Genomic DNA, 15,496 nt, shown 5'->3' on the forward strand with positions numbered 1-15,496 from the left:
CGATACTTTAGAAAATTATGTCGTCGCCCGGCAGGATGTCGCCCTCGTCGGATTCGGCAGTGGCGGGCGCCTTGGCCTCCTCTTCCTCATCGGGCTCTGGCGCCCGCACGCGAACATCGATGATCTTGGCGCCTGGAAACTGTGCGAGGATCGCCGCCACATCCGGATCCTGACGCGCGTCGCTGACCTGTTGCGCCTTGGCGTTGGCTTCGGCCTCGACGATGGTCGGCTGGCCCTGCTCGCGACTGAGGCTGACAATCCAATGGATGCCAGTCCACTCCTTGAGCTTGACCGCCAGTTCGTTGAGCAGCGTAGCGGGGGCGCCTTCCGTCAGATTGACGTCGAGGCGACCGGGTTCGATGCGAACGGGGCGCACGAAGTTGCGCACCAGTGCCTTGATCTTGGCATCGCGCTTTTCGCCGGCCAGATTGGCGATATCAGCAATGGAATTGACTGGCACCGATGGCTTTGGCGCTTCAATTGGCTTCGTCTCAACGCGACCGACCGGCATGCTCCGCGGATCGGGATTAGGCACCGCGCGCAGCATCGCGGTCGGGCCGGCGGGCTGTGGACGGGGGATCGACTCCGTCGATCGTGCCGCCAGATTCCCCTGATAGTTCACCGTTGCGCCGCCACCGCCGTTGCCTGACGAGGCTGTTGGACGGCCGCCACCGTTCGTCTCAGAAAACTCTGCGAGACGGCGGGCGGCATCTTCGGGCGCCGGCAGATGCGCGGCATGCGCCAGTCGGATCAGCACCATCTCGGCGGCACCGGCCGGGCGCGAGGAACCCTCGGCTTCCGGAATGCCCTTCAACAGCATCTGCCAGATGCGCGACAGCGTCGTCACCGCCACGCCTTGCGCGAATTCAGCAGCCTTCGTGCGTTCGATTTCGCTGAGCGATGGGTCGTTCGCGGCATCAGGCACATATTTAAGCCGCGTGACGAGATGCGTGAAATCAGCAAGATCGGTCAGCACTGCAACAGGATTGGCGCCGGCTTCGTACTGGCTTTCGAATTCGCCGAGCGCCGCAGCGACATCGCCTTTGACGATGTGATGAAAGAGATCAACGATGCGGGCACGGTCGGCGAGGCCAAGCATGCCGCGCACGGCTTCGGTCAAAACGGCACCGCTACCATGGGCGATCGCCTGATCAAGCAGCGAAAGACCATCACGCGCCGAGCCTTCGGCCGCACGGGCGATCATCGCCAGCGCATCGGGCTCGGCCTCGATGCCTTCCTTTGACGCGATCGTAGAGAAGAGGCCAACGAGATCAGAGGCGCTGATGCGGCGCAGGTCGAAGCGCTGGCAGCGCGACAGGACCGTGATCGGGACCTTGCGGATTTCGGTGGTAGCGAAGATGAACTTCACATGCTCCGGCGGCTCTTCGAGCGTCTTCAGCAGGCCGTTGAAGGCCTGCGTCGAGAGCATATGCACTTCGTCGATGATGTAGACCTTGTAGCGCGCCGAAACCGGACGGTAGCGCACCTGCTCGATGATCTCTCTGATATCGTCGATACCGGTGTGAGAGGCGGCATCCATCTCGATGACGTCGACATGCCGGCCTTCCATGATCGCCTGGCAATGCTCGCCAGGAACCCGCAGGTCGATCGTCGGCTTGTCGATATCGGCCGTCTTGTAGTTCAGCGCACGAGCGAGGATGCGGGCCGTCGTCGTCTTGCCGACCCCGCGAACGCCGGTCAGCATGTAGGCCTGCGCAATACGGCCGGTCTCGAAGGCGTTGGTCAGGGTCTGGACCATCGGCTCCTGGCCGACCATCAGATCCGTGAAATCCTTGGGGCGGTATTTGCGTGCCAGCACCCGGTATCCGGTGCCCGTCGAGGCGGCATCTTTTGACTGTCGCTCGGTGTCGCTCATCGCCCTGCTTATCACCCGGACTGCCCGAGCAAGAATGGAGAGAAAGGTGGGAGGCTGGCACGATGACCCGTGCCGGGCTCGTTAGGGCTGCTTCCTTCCGGACCTGACCCGGTTGGCGAGTGGCTCGTCCACCACCAACCTCCCGGATGCACATATCGGCAATATCGCCATCAAAAGCAAGCCAAGCACAAAAAAAACTGCTAGCCTCAGGAAAACATGGAGGAATGCCTGTTGGACGAATTCAAGCTCGACCGTCGGTTGGAAAGCGATAGCGACAGAGTCATGCAGACCGGACTCTGCGATCTCAGGCTGTCGAAGGACGCCCGCTGGCCGTGGCTGATTCTCGTGCCACGCAGGATGGATATAAGCGAAGTCTTCGAACTCACACCCCTCGATCAGGTGATGCTGACATTCGAGACGGAGATGGTCGCCTCCACACTGAAGAAGATCACCGGCGCCACAAAAATCAATATTGGGGCCCTTGGCAATATCGTCCGTCAGCTTCATGTTCATGTCATTGCCCGCTTCGAAGGCGATGCCAATTGGCCAAATCCGGTTTGGGGTTTTGGCAAGGCTGAGCCTTATGCGGCCGACAAGAGAGATGACCTTATAGAGAAGTTGCGGGAAGCCCTTTCATCATGAGCCGTTCGCTTTTCGATTCGGATGTTCCGCATCCGGAACCCAGCAGTCTGACTGCCTTCGCCGCCAATGACCTGATCCGCGATTCCGAACATCGCGACGAGACCTCGGTCGACAAGGCATTGGCGAAGGAAGGAACCCATATCTTCGCCTTCGCTGGCGACAGGCTGGTCCTCAAGCATGATGGGCAAGTGCTCGATCCGTTGTTTGCGCGCTACGAACTGAAAGACCTACAGCCGAACTGGGACGAAACAGTGCTGCTCGGCTACCGCAAAACCGGGGAACCGCGTCTCGCCGTGCCGGTGGGTGTTCCGGAAGAAGAACTCGCCAGCCATTACAAGCCCTCGGATGGCCGTTCACTGTTCCGCGAAATGCTGATCGACGAGGTCCTGCTCGGTGAGTTCGCCCAAGGAGCAAGCCTCATCCGCTGGAACCGGGACAATAAGTTCTGCGGCCGCTGCGGCTCGACCATGGAGATCCATATCGGCGGCTACAAGCGCGTCTGCTCCGCCTGCGGACACGAAATCTTCCCGCGCACCGATCCCGTCGTCATCATGCTGACCATTGATGAGGAGCGCGATCTCTGCCTCCTCGGCCGAAGCCCGCACTTTGCGCCGGGCATGTATTCCTGTCTCGCCGGTTTCGTGGAGCCGGGCGAGACGATCGAGAACGCCGTGCGGCGCGAGACACTGGAAGAATCCGGAATTCATACGGGACGGATTCGCTACCACGCCTCGCAGCCCTGGCCGATGCCGCATACACTGATGATCGGCTGTTATGCCGAAGCCAAGTCCAAGGAGGTCAAGTTCGACAGCCAGGAATTGGAAGACTGCCGCTGGTTCACGCGCGAGGAAACGCTTGAGATGCTCGAGCGCCCCAGCGCAACGGGCAAGGCACCGCCGCCCAAGGGCGCGATCGCCCACCGGCTGATGCGCGACTGGGTGGAGTGGAAAAGGCAATAAGGCCTGACAGAACGAGGCCCATGACATGGCGCGCTCCGAACGCCTTTTGGCGCTGCTGCAAACCCTGCGACGCTATCGCCGGCCGGTCAGCGGTGCCGTGCTCGCAACGGAAACCGGCGTCAGCATCCGCACACTTTACCGGGACATTTCGAGCCTGCAGGCGCAAGGCGCCTTGATCGAAGGAGAGCCGGGCCTCGGCTATGTACTGAAGCCGGGCTTCATGCTGCCCCCAATGATGTTCTCGCAGGACGAAATCGAGGCGCTCGTCCTCGGCTCGCGATGGGTCGCGCGTGCCGCGGATTCGCGACTTGCCGCTGCCGGGGCCGATGCGCTGGCCAAGATCGCGGATGTGCTACCGCAAGAGATGCGCGCCGAAATCGAGACATCGACGCTGCTCGTCCACCTAAAGCCGCCCGTCGCCGACAAGGCGGACCTCGGTGCCATTCGCAAGGCAATCCGCAGCGAACGGATTCTCAAGCTGACCTATTCCGATGAGAGCGGTACCGTCTCCGTACGCAATATCTGGCCTTTCGCGCTGAGTTATTTCGAACAAGTGCGTGTTGTTGTCGCCTGGTGCGAATTGCGTCAGGATTACCGTCACTTTCGCACCGACCGAATCGTCGAGATGATTCCGCAGGACGGGCGTTATCCGCGCAGACGCGCGGTCCTTCTCAAGGAATGGCGAGACCAACAGGATGTTGCGCACTGAGCGCGACACTACTGCCATAAACTGACAGTGGTCAGCGCTATTATCGGTACCAATCCAACAGGAGGACCGATGATGACGAGCTTGAACCTTACCAGATCGACGCGTGGCAATCCTCCGATCGAGGACACCTCTGACCATGCAGGATATCCGCAATCCATGCTGCTTCGGATGATGCTGAAGGCGTCGCGCCAGATGGCACGGAGCAAGTATCCGCGCCTCGATCCGGAGGCGCTATCGGAGACGATGAAACGCGATCTCGGCTTCGTGGATTGGGGCCGGGCCTGCCACGAAGGATAGACCGCGACTACGCAACTCCCAAGACGCGTTACCGACCGCCGCCGCTGCCATGGGTGCAGCGGCGTTTCTTCGCCTGCCACCCTGTCACAACGAGGACGACCCGATGAACAGCCCAAACCTCATCATTCTCTACGTCAAGGATCCGGCCGCGAGCGCCGGCTTCTACCGGTCACTGCTCGGCCGCGAGCCGGTGGCCGAAGCGCCGAACTTTGTCGCTTTCGCGCTCGACGGCGGTTTCACGCTCGGCCTCTGGCGGCTGAGCAACGTTACGCCGCAGCCGTCCGCCACCGGCAGCCGCGCCGAGATCGCCTTCATGGTTCCCGGGGAGAACGGCGTGTCGACGCTTTACGAGGACTGGCGCAAACGCCAGCTACCAATCGCGCAAGACCTCACAGACATGGATTTCGGTCCGACCTTCGTCGTGCTCGACCCGGACGGCCATCGCCTGCGTGTGTGTGAGCCGGACAAGTAAGCTAAAACAGAAAGGGCGCCCGGAGGCGCCCTTTTCATTTCTGTAACTGGCCCCGCATCGGGTGACCCTTGTAGACGCCGAGAATGCGCACCTTCTCGGAGAAGAAGCGCAGCTCCTCGAGCGCACGCCGGACGTTCGGATCGTTCGGATGGCCTTCAATGTCGGCATAGAACTGCGTTGCGACAAACTTGCCACCGAGCTGATAGCTCTCCAGTTTTGTCATGTTGATGGTGTTCGTCGCAAAACCGCCGAGCGCCTTGTAGAGCGCGGCAGGGATGTTTCGGACGTTGAAGACAAAGGTCGTGACGACCTTCTCTTCAGCGGAGTTCCGATGCGCCCATTCCTCGTCGCGAGCGAGGACGACGAAGCGGGTGACGTTGTCCTCAGTATCTTCGACGTTCTCTGCAACGATCTCGAGACCGTAGAGATCCGCAGCAAGACGCGGGGCAAGCGCGGCCATCGAGCGATCTCCGGTCTCTTTGACAAGCTTTGCCGCGCCGGCCGTGTCGCCAGCGATCACCGGCTTCCAGCCGTGCGAGCGAACGATCTTGCGGCACTGGCCGAGCGCATGGATGTGGCTGTGAACGGTGCGGATTTCATCCTTGGTGACGCCAGGAAGGACCATCAGCTGGAATCGGATCGGCATGAAATACTCGCCGATGATATGCAGACGGGACTCCGGCAACAGGTGATGAATGTCGGCGACGCGACCGGCGATTGTGTTTTCGATCGGGATCATCCCGATGTCGGCATCGCCGTTCTCGACCGCCACAAAGGCATCCTCGAACGTCTGGCACGGCAGCGGTTCCATGGTCGGAAACATGTCGCGGCACGCCATGTCGGAATTCGCGCCGAACTCGCCCTGAAAGGCGATCCTGTTGGTCTTGATATTCATGGGAAATCCGTCACTTCGTTCTAGCGGAGAGAATGCGCCGCGCCTTTTCAAGGTCGGCGGGAGTATCGACACCAAGCGGAATCGTGTCAACGATCTCGACATCGATGCGCATGCCAGCTTCGAGCGCGCGTAGCTGTTCGAGCGACTCGCGCTTCTCCAGCACGGACGGTCCGAGCGCAACGAAACGCTCCAGGGCCGAGCGGCGGTAAGCATAAAGGCCGATATGATGATAGAGCGGGCCGTTGCCGTAGGGCGCCGTGACGCGCGTAAAGTAGAGGGCTTTCAGGCGGCTGTCGGAGAGCGGCGAACCGACGACCTTGACGATATGAGGCGCTGTCTTATCGGCCTCGTCCTCGATCTCGATCGTCAGTGTCCCGATATCGACGCTCGGGTCTTCCAGCGGGCGCAGCGCGGCACGAATGGTTTCCGGCTCGATCGTCGGCAAGTCACCCTGCACGTTGACGATGAGCTTGGCGCGCCCCTCCGGGTCCACCTTCGCCAGGGCTTCGTAGATACGATCCGAACCGGATTGATGATCCTTGCTCGTCATAATGACTTCGAAGCCCGCCTCGGCAACGACATTGTAGACCTGCTGGTCATCGACCGCGACGACGACGCGGCCAATCGCAGCCTCCTTGGCACGCAAGGCCACCTGAACAATCATCGGCAGGCCGCAGATATCGGCGAGCGGCTTACCCGGAAGACGGGTCGATGCCATGCGAGCCGGGATCAACACGAGCACGTCATCTAAATTTGGACTGGTCATTGTTCGGGCCTTCTAATCCGGGCGGAAAGGTGTCAAAAAGTCTCACGCAACAGCCCATTTAGACTGTTGCAACGAATAGCCAAAAGACATAGGTTCCGCGCGATTTCAAGATGGTCCGGTTTTATGTCTGCCGGCTGCAAGGGGAGCATTGCAGATGAATTCATACGTGAATACGGCGGTGGGGGCACTGCTCGGGACGGTTTTCGTTCTGATGTCCGTCTCCATCGCGTCGGAGGGGATCTTTCATTCGGAGAAGCCGGAAAAGGAAGGTTTTGCGATCGTAGCCGAAGAGGCGGCAGCCTCCGGTGGCGGCGAGGCTGCACCTGCTGCAGCCGTTCCGATCGCGCAGCTGCTCGCAAAGGCAGACGCCAAGGCCGGCGAAGCTATCTTCAAGAAGTGTCAGGCCTGTCATGACGCGACCAAGGGGGGGCCGAACAAAGTTGGCCCGAACCTCTATGGTCTCGTTGATCGTCCAATCGGCACGCACGAGGGCTTTGCCTATTCGTCTGCTATGAAGGACTTCTCCAAGGGCGGCAGCGAGAAGTGGACCTTCGATCATCTGAGCCACTTCCTGACAGCGCCGAAAAAGTATGTTGCCGGCACGGCGATGGGCTTTGCGGGTCTCCCGAAAGACACGGATCGCGCCAACGTTATCCTCTACCTTCACACCCTGGCCGATTCGCCGGTTCCGCTTCCGGATCCGAACGCACCGGATAGCGCGACACAGTAATCGCTACGCTGCTCTTGCGGACAAGCCCGGCCCTACGCCGGGCTTTTCTTTTGTCCTATGCGCCGAGCAGAAAAGCCCAGAACGTCACCGAGATGGCGCCGAGCGCGGTGGTCAGCGTGATTGTCGAGGCTGCCAGACTATGGCCGACACCGAAGCGATTGGCGATCAGCCAGGCGTTGACGCCCGTCGGAACGGACGAGATCAGCACGAGAGCGGCCGTCCAATCGCCGGCCAGGCCCACCAGGCGGCTTGCCGTCCAGACGCAGGCCGGCAACAGCAACAGCTTGAAGGCGGAGGTGACGCTGGCAATGCCCGCGTTGCCCGATATCCCGTATTTTTCGAGCGCCATGCCGAGCGAGATCAGCGCAACCGGCCCAGCCACGCCAGCGATCTGATTGACGATGGATTCGACTGGCCCCGGCATGGTGAGACCGAGAAGATGCATGGTAGCGCCCCCGGCCAAGCCGATCACCAGAGGGTTCTTGAGGAGATTATGGGCGATCTGGCGCACCACTTTGGCGATGCTGCGCTCCGTCTTGCCGGCGATCTTGTGTTCGGCGCGCTCCATCATAATGGTCCCGATGATCATCATCACAGGAAGATGGACCGCGATCAGAATGGAGAGCGGCACGAGCCCCTTGTCGCCGACCGTGCGCTGGACGAGCGGCAAGCCGATGAAGATTGTGTTGGCGAAGGCTGACGACACTCCGGCCAGCACGCCGATGCGGTCATCGCGCCCGAAGAAGCGCGTCGCGGCGATATGGGCGGCGACCCATGTCACCGCAACGCCGGAGAAGTAGGCGATCCAGAGACGGAACGGCGAGGCACCATGAAAATCAGCTTCGGCGATCGTGCGGAACAGTAACAACGGTACGGCGATCTTGAAGACGAACTCGCTCAGCGCATCCCCGATCTCCGCCTTCATCAGCCGCAGTTTCACGGTCAGCCAACCGATCAGGATCATGATGAAAATGGGAAGGACGTCGAAGATGATGGCTGACATTCAATGCGGCTGCCTTGCGAGAGATGATTATGCGTAGCAGCAAATCGGACGAGATGACAAACACGCCGGGCATAAAAACAAAAAAAGCGGGCCTCGCCCGCTTTTCCGCATCCGGTCTGGCCGGATAGCCGGTTCGCGAGCCGCCAGTTCATCCGTGGTCAGCGTCGCTCCGGTATCGTCGAAGGGCATCATCCCCTTCGCCATTGGCTGCAGCCCGCAAGCCGCTCATGCCAATCTCAATGAGCATCCCTATAAGGGTTGAAAATGACGCGGGGATGACGTCAGGGCGGCATTTTTGCGAAGCGCTGTCAGCCCGCCGCAATCTCCTGTTATCAACGGCTCTTGTGCCGGCCGACAAAATCGTGCGATGTCGCATCTTGGCTGGGGAGACCAACATGGGGGTAAATTTTGCCAACAGGTAAAGTCAAGTGGTTCAACCAGGACAAGGGCTTTGGGTTCATCACGCCGGATGACGGAAGCACCGATGTCTTCCTGCACATCACGGCCGCCCAACGCGGCGGGATCGACACCGTGAAAGAGGGAATGGGCATAGCGTTCGAAGTGGCGCAGGACCGTCGGACCGGCAGAACCTCTGCCGACAATATCCGGCAACTTTGAAATGATCAGTGCGGCCGAAAGGCCGCACTGGCTTTGACGCGCGGAGACAATATGAAGCGTAGCTTGACTGTCTGCTTCTTCATGCTTGTGGTGACCGGACCGTCATTTGCCGACGACGCGAGCTCGAAGCTTGCGTTCTTCTACGACAGCTGCGTGTCCTCCGGTCCAGATTTCGAACGTACATCAGAGCGCGCGAAAACAGACGAATGGCCTTCCATGGCACAGGATCTGGCGCTGACCTTCACACCGATGGAAAACCCCGAAGCGCTGGAAGGGTGGATCGTCAGCGGCGGTGAAAGCGACAGTTTTCAGGCGCTAGTGGTCTCGCGAGCGGACGTTGGGGGCAAAACCATCGAAGGTTGCACGGTGGCATTGGGCGACGTCGATGCAACTGTCTTCGAGAAGGCCTTAGTCGAGAAAGTGAACGCTGTCTCGGCAGGTGAAGAGCAAGGGCAGGATCGCGTCTACAAGCGATATACGGCCAGCATCAACGGGCGCGACGAAGCAATTACCCTGACGCTTCCACTCTATGCCAAGGGCTCCGATCAGATTATCGCAAGCGCCGTGGCAGAGCAGCAAATCGAGCACTAGATCGCCCACCACGGGCAATGCAGCCTTTCAATTCATATGAGATTTTAATTCCAGGCGCCGGGCGTCCGAATGGAATGACTATGGCTTTGTCTCCATCCTTGTGACGAGACGTGACCGTTGGCCACCTGTCGACGGCATCTTCACTTTCGCCAACCGGCGGGAGCCCTACATACGTCGCCAAAGGAAGCCATTTGTCACGGAGATCAAGAAATTTTCCCAGGTCGCCATCAAAAAGCGCCGCTCCTTTGAAGAAGGCCAGCCCCGACGATGAGAAGTGCGTCCGCGGTGAGTTTACGCCGTGCGCACAACCAAACGAAAGGCCACTAGGATGGTGAGCAGGAGCGTCCCTCATGAGTATTTTTTCCTGAATGGCTCGCGGTCTGATGGACCGGTCATCGGCCATATCGATGGCAGACCCATCCCTGCTCGCGTGATCGACACCAGAGGCAGCCGCTATCGCTTCGTGGGAGTTGCTCGCCGCGACCGACGCGGCAGGCTCGATGTGTCCGCCTTGCGCAAGAACGAGTGGCTTGTGGTTCCCGACCTCATCTATGCGGCCGTTGCTTGAGACACAGCCTCATTGAAACGTCGCTGTCACGCCGTCGGACTGCTCGTGGCATTTCATTCGTCACAGCCGCGTTTTTGCGATCGATTGAAAGCTCTAACGGCATTTCCGCTTCCCATGCGGCGAAAATTCGCTAAGACCGGTCACCGGCTATCACCTAAACCGGGACCTTCCCTTTCATGACCAAATTCGATGTTCTGACTGTCGGCAACGCCATCGTCGATATCATCGCGCGTTGCGACGACCAGTTCCTCATTGACAACGAGATCACAAAGGCGGCGATGAACCTCATCGATGCCGAGCGCGCCGAGCTTCTCTATGCGCGCATGGGACCGGCGGTAGAGGCCTCCGGCGGTAGCGCCGGCAACACGGCGGCAGGTGTCGCGAGCTTCGGCGGCAAGGCTGCCTATTTCGGCAAAGTCGCGGAAGACCAGCTCGGCGAGATCTTCGCCCACGATATCCGTGCACAAGGCGTTCACTATCAGACGCAGCCGAAGGGGACATTCCCGCCGACCGCTCGCTCAATGATCTTCGTCACCGACGACGGCGAACGCTCGATGAACACCTATCTCGGCGCCTGTGTCGAGCTCGGACCCGAAGACGTCGAGGTCGACGTGGTCGCCCAGTCCAAGGTCACCTACTTCGAGGGTTATCTCTGGGATCCGCCGCGCGCCAAGGAAGCGATCCGCGAATGCGCCCGTGTCGCCCACGAGAACGGCCGCGAAATGTCGATGACGCTTTCCGACAGCTTCTGCGTTGACCGCTATCGCGGCGAATTCCTCGACCTGATGCGCTCCGGCACTGTCGACATCGTCTTTGCCAATCGTCAGGAAGCGCTGGCACTCTACGAAACCGACGACTTCGAAGGGGCGCTGAACAGCATCGCCAAGGACTGCAAGATCGCCGCCGTGACGATGAGCGAGAACGGCGCCGTGATCCTGAAGGGCAACGAGCGCTTCTACGTGGACGCGATCAAGATCAAGCAACTGGTCGATACCACAGGTGCGGGCGATCTGTTCGCCGCGGGCTTCCTCTACGGCTACACGCAAGGTCGGACGCTGGAAGATTGCGGCAAGCTCGGCTGCCTTGCCGCCGGTATCGTGATCCAGCAGATCGGCCCGCGTCCGATGAAGTCGCTTGCCGAAGCCGGCAAGCAGGCGAACCTTACTTAAAGGCTTCGCCTGGATATGCGCCCCAGATTTCCGACTGCGCCACCCAGCCTTCGGCGCCGTCGCTCTTGGCGAAGCACCAATCGCCATTGCATTCGCCGATGTTCATCATAACGCCGGGCTCCAGCTTGGCGACGATGCTTGCCGACGGCAGAGCGTCCCGACGCATGTTGACGTAGACGGACTTGCCCTTGCCCTTCATCCACGGGGCCGCGATCGCCGCACGCGAGCCCGACAGCAGCGATTGGTTGACCCAACCCTCGGTGCCGTCGGCATCGCGGATCTGACGCCAGTTATCGTATTCCTGAATAATCTCGACCGGCAGGCCGGCCTTCAGATACATCCATGAGGCCGCATAGTCGGTGCCGGGGCCGATGCGCAGGTTGACGCGCTTTGACTTGAGCGTGACGAAGCGCGGCAGCGGCAGACCGCTCGGTCCCTTTGCAGCCTGTGCGGCAGCCATTTCAGCCGTTCCCGCCGAAAGCACGAAACCGATCGCAAGGGCGAGGCAAGATTTCAGGACTTTGCTATGCATGGGACTTCCGTTTGCTCAGAGGAGGGCAGGACTGCTGCCTGATTCCGGGAATTCGACATTCCTGCGCACGCTGAGCGAGTTTTGTTTGTCTTCGCGCGCGGGTCTGGTAGAAAATGCCCGGAACGGGAAAATTATCCCGCGTCTTGGTTAAGGACCTCTTTACAAGTTAGCGCCGGCGCACATGACGACGAAGAAAAAACCGAAGGTCTACATCACGCGGAAGCTGCCCGACGCAGTCGAGACGCGCATTCGCGAACTCTTCGACGCGGAACTCAATATCGACGATGCGCCACGCTCCAAGTCCGAGCTGATTGCTGCGGTCAAAAGCGCCGACGTGCTGGTACCGACCGTCACCGACCGGATCGACGCCAGCCTGATCGAAGAGGCCGGGCCGCAGCTGAAGCTGATCGCCAGCTTCTCGAACGGCACCGACCACATCGACGTCGAAGCGGCGGCCCGCAAGGGCATCACCGTCACGAACACGCCGAACGTGCTGACTGAAGACACGGCCGACATGACCATGGCGCTTATCCTCGCTGTGCCGCGCCGCTTGGGCGAAGGTGCGCGAGTGCTGACCGACCATCCGGGCGAATGGCCCGGCTGGTCGCCGACCTGGATGCTCGGCCGGCGCATCCACGGCAAGCGCATCGGCATCGTTGGCATGGGGCGGATCGGCACCGCCGTTGCGCGCCGCGCCAAGGCTTTCGGCCTCTCGATCCATTATCACAACCGCAAGCGGGTGAACCCGGCGACAGAAGACGAGTTGGAAGCGACCTACTGGGAAAGCCTTGACCAGATGCTTGCCCGTGTGGACATCGTTTCGGTCAACTGCCCTTCGACACCGGCAACATTCCACCTGCTTTCAGCGCGCCGCCTGGCCCTGCTGCAGCCAACCGCCTATCTGGTCAATACCGCGCGCGGCGACGTCATCGACGAAGCGGCGCTGATCAAAAGTCTGCGTGAAGGCAAGCTGGCAGGTGCGGGTCTCGATGTCTTCGAGAACGAACCGGCGGTCAACCCGAAGCTGGTCAAACTGGCGAATGAAGGCAAGGTCGTGCTTCTGCCGCACATGAGCTCGGCAACGATCGAAGGCCGTATCGACATGGGCGACAAGGTGATCATCAACATACGGACTTTCATCGACGGCCATCGCCCGCCAAACCGCGTGCTGCCAGGCCGTTAGGCCAAGACCGGCTTGCGCATCTCGATCGACGTCGTCCTGGTGAAGCCGGGATGCGCGTTTTCGGCAGTCTTCTCAAATCCCCAGCGCATGAAGACGTCATGATTCTCGACAAGCTCGATGCGGGTCTCGAGCCGCAGTGACGGCAGTGCGCGGTCTCGTGCCACCTGCTCGGCAATGGCCAGCAGCTTGCGACCGATGCCCCGGCCCTGGGCGTCCGGGGCAATCGCCAGCTTGCCGACATAAAGGCAGCCTTCTTCCGGTCGCAGAAAGACGCAGCCGCACAAGATACCGCCTTCCATAGCCGCATGGGCGATTTCGGAGCGCGCCTTATCTGCCAACGTCGCCGGCGTAAGCTTCAAGGCCGAAGACGGTGGATCGATGCGATCATTCATATAGGCGAACGACGACAGGACCAGCGCCAACAGCTCGTCCCAGCGCTGAAAATCTTCGTCGATGCGAACGATGTTCATGATGCCTGGCGCTGCCTCTGGCGGCGGCGCTTGTAGCGGATCGTATCGAAGCGGGCGGCAAGCGCATCGTAGAGCAACAGCCGGCCAATTAGCGGTTCGCCGGTACCGGTGACAAGCTTGATCGCTTCCATCGCCATCAGCGTGCCGATCACACCCGTCAGCGCGCCGATGATGCCAGTCTCGGCACAGGCTGGGATCAGTCCTGCCGGCGGCTTCTCGGGGAAGAGATCGCGATAGGTCGGGTTTGGCGTCCCGTCCTCGGCCATTTCGTAAGGCTTCAGAACGGTGACGGAGCCATCGAAGCGACCGACAGCGCCGGTCACCAATGGGATTTGCGCAGCCTCGGCGGCGTCGGCTGCCGTATAGCGCGTATCAAAATTATCGGAGCCGTCGATCAGCAGATCGAAGCCAGAGAGATGACGGCGCGCCGAATCCGGTGAGAAGCGCTCTTCAAAGCGGATCACGTTAACGTGCGGGTTCAGGCGGGCGATCGCGAAGGCGGCGCTTTCCGTCTTCAGCTCGCCGATCGTTCCGGAATCGTGGATCACCTGCCGCTGCAGGTTGGAGAGCGAAACGCGGTCGTCATCGGCAATGCCGATCGTGCCGACACCGGCGGCCGCCAGATACTGCAGGACCGGCGCTCCCAGCCCGCCGGCACCGATGACCAGCACGCGGGCAGCTTTCAACTTCTGCTGGCCTGCGCCACCGATCTCAGGAAGCAGGATATGACGCTGATATCGCGCGATTTCTTCCGGGCTGAGGGGTTCCATGGGCGCGATGCTAACACGGCCTTTGGTCGAGGGGGAAGCGGCATCGGTCATTCGAAAACCTTTCCATCGGCAACGGTGAAGAACTGCGCACGCTCGCCGAGGGCGGAGAACATGGCGCGATCCGTGCCTGTCATGAAGGCCTGACCGCCGAGCGCGTCAATGAGGTCGAACAGCGCAGCCCGCCTTCCCTCGTCGAGATGCGCGGCGATCTCATCGAGCAAGAGGACCGGCGCGTGGTCGGTGAGATTGGCGACCAGCCGCGCATGGGCAAGAATCAGCCCGACCAGCAGGGCCTTCTGCTCGCCGGTGGAGCAGCGCGCTGCTTCCATCTGCTTCTGCCGGTGGCGGACAAGCAGATCGGCGCGATGGGGGCCCTCGAGCGTGCGACCGGCCGCGGCGTCGCGGTAGCGGCTCTCCGCAAGCATGACCGCATACTCATCCTCAAGATCGACGGCGGGGCGCGAGAACTGACCATCCATGAAGCCGGCAAGCTCGAGCGCTGCAGCAGGAAAGGGCGAGGTTTCGTGCGTCTCTTCGATGAGGCGGGCAAGAAGGCCGAGCATCTCCTGGCGTGCCATCGCCATGGCAATGCCAAGGCTCGCCATTTGCTGTTCGAGGCCGGAGAGCCAGGCGGGATCGAAGCGGCGCTCGTCGAGCAGCTTGTTGCGGCTGCGCATGGCGCGCTCGAAATCGCTGGCACGGCGGCCATGGGCCGGATCGAGCGACAGCACGAGCCGATCAAGGAAACGGCGGCGCTCGGACGAGCCACCGGTGAACAGCCCATCCATCGAGGGCGTCAGCCATAGGAGGCGCAGATGATCGGTCAGTTCATCCGCCGCCTTTGCGGGCGTGCCGTTGATGCGCAGGCGCCGGGACGCACTGTCATCGGTGGTGTCGACACCGGTGCCGATCTCCACCTCGCCTTCCATACCGTCAAGCTCGGCGAAGATCGAGAAACCAGCAGTCGCGCCGACGCGGGTGACATCGCCATAGGTGGCACGGCGCAGACCGCGGCCTGGCGACAGGAAGGAAACGGCTTCCATCAGATTGGTCTTGCCGGCGCCATTGTCTCCCGTCAGCACCACATGCCGACCATCGAGCGACAGCGAGACTGACGCGTAATTGCGAAAGTCGGTGAGCTTGAGACGGGACAGGGAGACCTTGTGCGGCATTCGATATCCGGATTCGTGGTGCCCGAGAGCTAAGCGCAACGAGGACGGATGGCAAGGGTGCGAGGTCCAGTCGG

At 61.0% G+C, this 15,496-nt stretch carries 19 protein-coding genes and 1 other RNA gene; 11 read left to right on the forward strand and 9 right to left on the reverse strand.

The window, feature by feature from the left end; genetic code table 11:
• Positions 1–7: 7 nt before the first annotated feature.
• Both ATY80_RS11605 and ffs read right to left on the reverse strand, forming a co-directional pair.
• On the reverse strand, positions 8–1,876 hold the full coding sequence (locus ATY80_RS11605; RefSeq protein WP_088692577.1) for a DNA polymerase III subunit gamma/tau: 1,869 nt from the start codon (positions 1,874–1,876) through the stop codon (positions 8–10).
• 46 nt (positions 1,877–1,922) lie between these two features.
• An RNA gene (gene ffs / locus ATY80_RS11610) (signal recognition particle sRNA small type) lies at positions 1,923–2,019 on the reverse strand.
• An 88-nt stretch (positions 2,020–2,107) separates the two neighbouring features.
• On the opposite strand from ffs, the gene ATY80_RS11615 reads away from it, so the two are divergent.
• The 5 genes from ATY80_RS11615 (at position 2,108) to ATY80_RS11635 (ending at position 4,955) form a co-directional block, all read left to right on the forward strand.
• Positions 2,108–2,518 (forward strand): HIT family protein, encoded by a 411-nt coding sequence (locus tag ATY80_RS11615; RefSeq protein ID WP_189637133.1) that lies wholly within the window; start codon positions 2,108–2,110, stop codon positions 2,516–2,518.
• On the forward strand, positions 2,515–3,477 hold the full coding sequence (gene nudC, locus ATY80_RS11620; RefSeq protein ID WP_088692579.1) for an NAD(+) diphosphatase: 963 nt from the start codon (positions 2,515–2,517) through the stop codon (positions 3,475–3,477). The genes ATY80_RS11615 and nudC overlap by 4 nt, the downstream gene beginning before the upstream one ends.
• Before the next feature lie 25 nt (positions 3,478–3,502).
• Entirely contained in the window at positions 3,503–4,186 is a 684-nt protein-coding gene (locus ATY80_RS11625; protein WP_088692580.1) for a YafY family protein, read from the forward strand.
• Positions 4,187–4,258: 72 nt separating this feature from the next.
• A complete protein-coding gene (locus ATY80_RS11630) occupies positions 4,259–4,483 on the forward strand; it encodes a hypothetical protein (RefSeq protein ID WP_245306819.1) in 225 nt (74 codons plus the stop codon).
• A 103-nt stretch (positions 4,484–4,586) separates the two neighbouring features.
• Positions 4,587–4,955 (forward strand): VOC family protein, encoded by a 369-nt coding sequence (locus tag ATY80_RS11635; protein WP_088692582.1) that lies wholly within the window; start codon positions 4,587–4,589, stop codon positions 4,953–4,955.
• 34 nt (positions 4,956–4,989) lie between these two features.
• Here ATY80_RS11635 and ATY80_RS11640 read toward each other — a convergent pair whose 3' ends face one another.
• Both ATY80_RS11640 and ATY80_RS11645 read right to left on the reverse strand, forming a co-directional pair.
• A complete protein-coding gene (locus tag ATY80_RS11640) occupies positions 4,990–5,850 on the reverse strand; it encodes a prephenate dehydratase (protein WP_088692583.1) in 861 nt (286 codons plus the stop codon).
• 10 nt (positions 5,851–5,860) lie between these two features.
• Positions 5,861–6,616, reverse strand: a complete 756-nt coding sequence (locus ATY80_RS11645) for a 3-deoxy-manno-octulosonate cytidylyltransferase (RefSeq protein WP_088692584.1) — start codon at positions 6,614–6,616, stop codon at positions 5,861–5,863.
• Between the two features lie 154 nt (positions 6,617–6,770).
• On the opposite strand from ATY80_RS11645, the gene ATY80_RS11650 reads away from it, so the two are divergent.
• A complete protein-coding gene (locus tag ATY80_RS11650) occupies positions 6,771–7,346 on the forward strand; it encodes a cytochrome c family protein (protein ID WP_088692585.1) in 576 nt (191 codons plus the stop codon).
• Positions 7,347–7,401: 55 nt separating this feature from the next.
• Here the strand turns inward: ATY80_RS11650 and ATY80_RS11655 are convergent, their stop codons facing one another.
• A complete protein-coding gene (locus ATY80_RS11655) occupies positions 7,402–8,349 on the reverse strand; it encodes an AEC family transporter (RefSeq protein WP_088692586.1) in 948 nt (315 codons plus the stop codon).
• A gap of 408 nt (positions 8,350–8,757) precedes the next feature.
• Here ATY80_RS11655 and ATY80_RS11660 point away from each other — a divergent pair, with 408 nt between their 5' ends.
• The 4 genes from ATY80_RS11660 (at position 8,758) to ATY80_RS11675 (ending at position 11,295) form a co-directional block, all read left to right on the forward strand.
• A complete protein-coding gene (locus ATY80_RS11660; protein WP_007528897.1) occupies positions 8,758–8,967 on the forward strand; it encodes a cold-shock protein in 210 nt (69 codons plus the stop codon).
• A 51-nt stretch (positions 8,968–9,018) separates the two neighbouring features.
• Complete coding sequence (locus ATY80_RS11665; protein ID WP_088692587.1) at positions 9,019–9,558, forward strand: hypothetical protein; 540 nt, start codon at positions 9,019–9,021, stop codon at positions 9,556–9,558.
• Between the two features lie 328 nt (positions 9,559–9,886).
• Positions 9,887–10,126 carry a hypothetical protein gene (locus ATY80_RS11670; protein WP_088692588.1) on the forward strand — a complete coding sequence of 80 codons (240 nt, stop codon included), beginning with the start codon at positions 9,887–9,889 and terminating at the stop codon, positions 10,124–10,126.
• A 176-nt stretch (positions 10,127–10,302) separates the two neighbouring features.
• Positions 10,303–11,295: an adenosine kinase gene (locus ATY80_RS11675; protein ID WP_088692589.1), complete on the forward strand. Its 993-nt coding sequence runs from the start codon at positions 10,303–10,305 to the stop codon at positions 11,293–11,295.
• On the opposite strand, the gene ATY80_RS11680 is transcribed toward ATY80_RS11675, so the two are convergent.
• Complete coding sequence (locus ATY80_RS11680; RefSeq protein ID WP_088692590.1) at positions 11,288–11,827, reverse strand: SH3 domain-containing protein; 540 nt, start codon at positions 11,825–11,827, stop codon at positions 11,288–11,290. The genes ATY80_RS11675 and ATY80_RS11680 overlap by 8 nt on opposite strands.
• Before the next feature lie 181 nt (positions 11,828–12,008).
• Between ATY80_RS11680 and ATY80_RS11685 the strand changes: the two genes are divergently transcribed.
• Positions 12,009–13,010: a D-glycerate dehydrogenase gene (locus ATY80_RS11685; protein ID WP_088692591.1), complete on the forward strand. Its 1,002-nt coding sequence runs from the start codon at positions 12,009–12,011 to the stop codon at positions 13,008–13,010.
• Here the strand turns inward: ATY80_RS11685 and ATY80_RS11690 are convergent.
• The 3 genes from ATY80_RS11690 to recF are packed head-to-tail and all read right to left on the reverse strand — an operon-like array spanning position 13,007 to position 15,422.
• Positions 13,007–13,480 (reverse strand): GNAT family N-acetyltransferase, encoded by a 474-nt coding sequence (locus ATY80_RS11690; protein ID WP_088692592.1) that lies wholly within the window; start codon positions 13,478–13,480, stop codon positions 13,007–13,009. The genes ATY80_RS11685 and ATY80_RS11690 overlap by 4 nt on opposite strands.
• Positions 13,477–14,301 carry a molybdopterin-synthase adenylyltransferase MoeB gene (locus ATY80_RS11695; protein WP_088692593.1) on the reverse strand — a complete coding sequence of 275 codons (825 nt, stop codon included), beginning with the start codon at positions 14,299–14,301 and terminating at the stop codon, positions 13,477–13,479. Before ATY80_RS11695 ends, ATY80_RS11690 begins: the two co-directional genes overlap by 4 nt.
• Complete coding sequence (gene recF / locus ATY80_RS11700; RefSeq protein WP_088692594.1) at positions 14,298–15,422, reverse strand: DNA replication/repair protein RecF; 1,125 nt, start codon at positions 15,420–15,422, stop codon at positions 14,298–14,300. Before recF ends, ATY80_RS11695 begins: the two co-directional genes overlap by 4 nt.
• Positions 15,423–15,496: the final 74 nt, after the last annotated feature.

It is taken from the genome of Rhizobium sp. R711, from assembly GCF_002211365.1.
GTDB lineage: Bacteria > Pseudomonadota > Alphaproteobacteria > Rhizobiales > Rhizobiaceae > Rhizobium.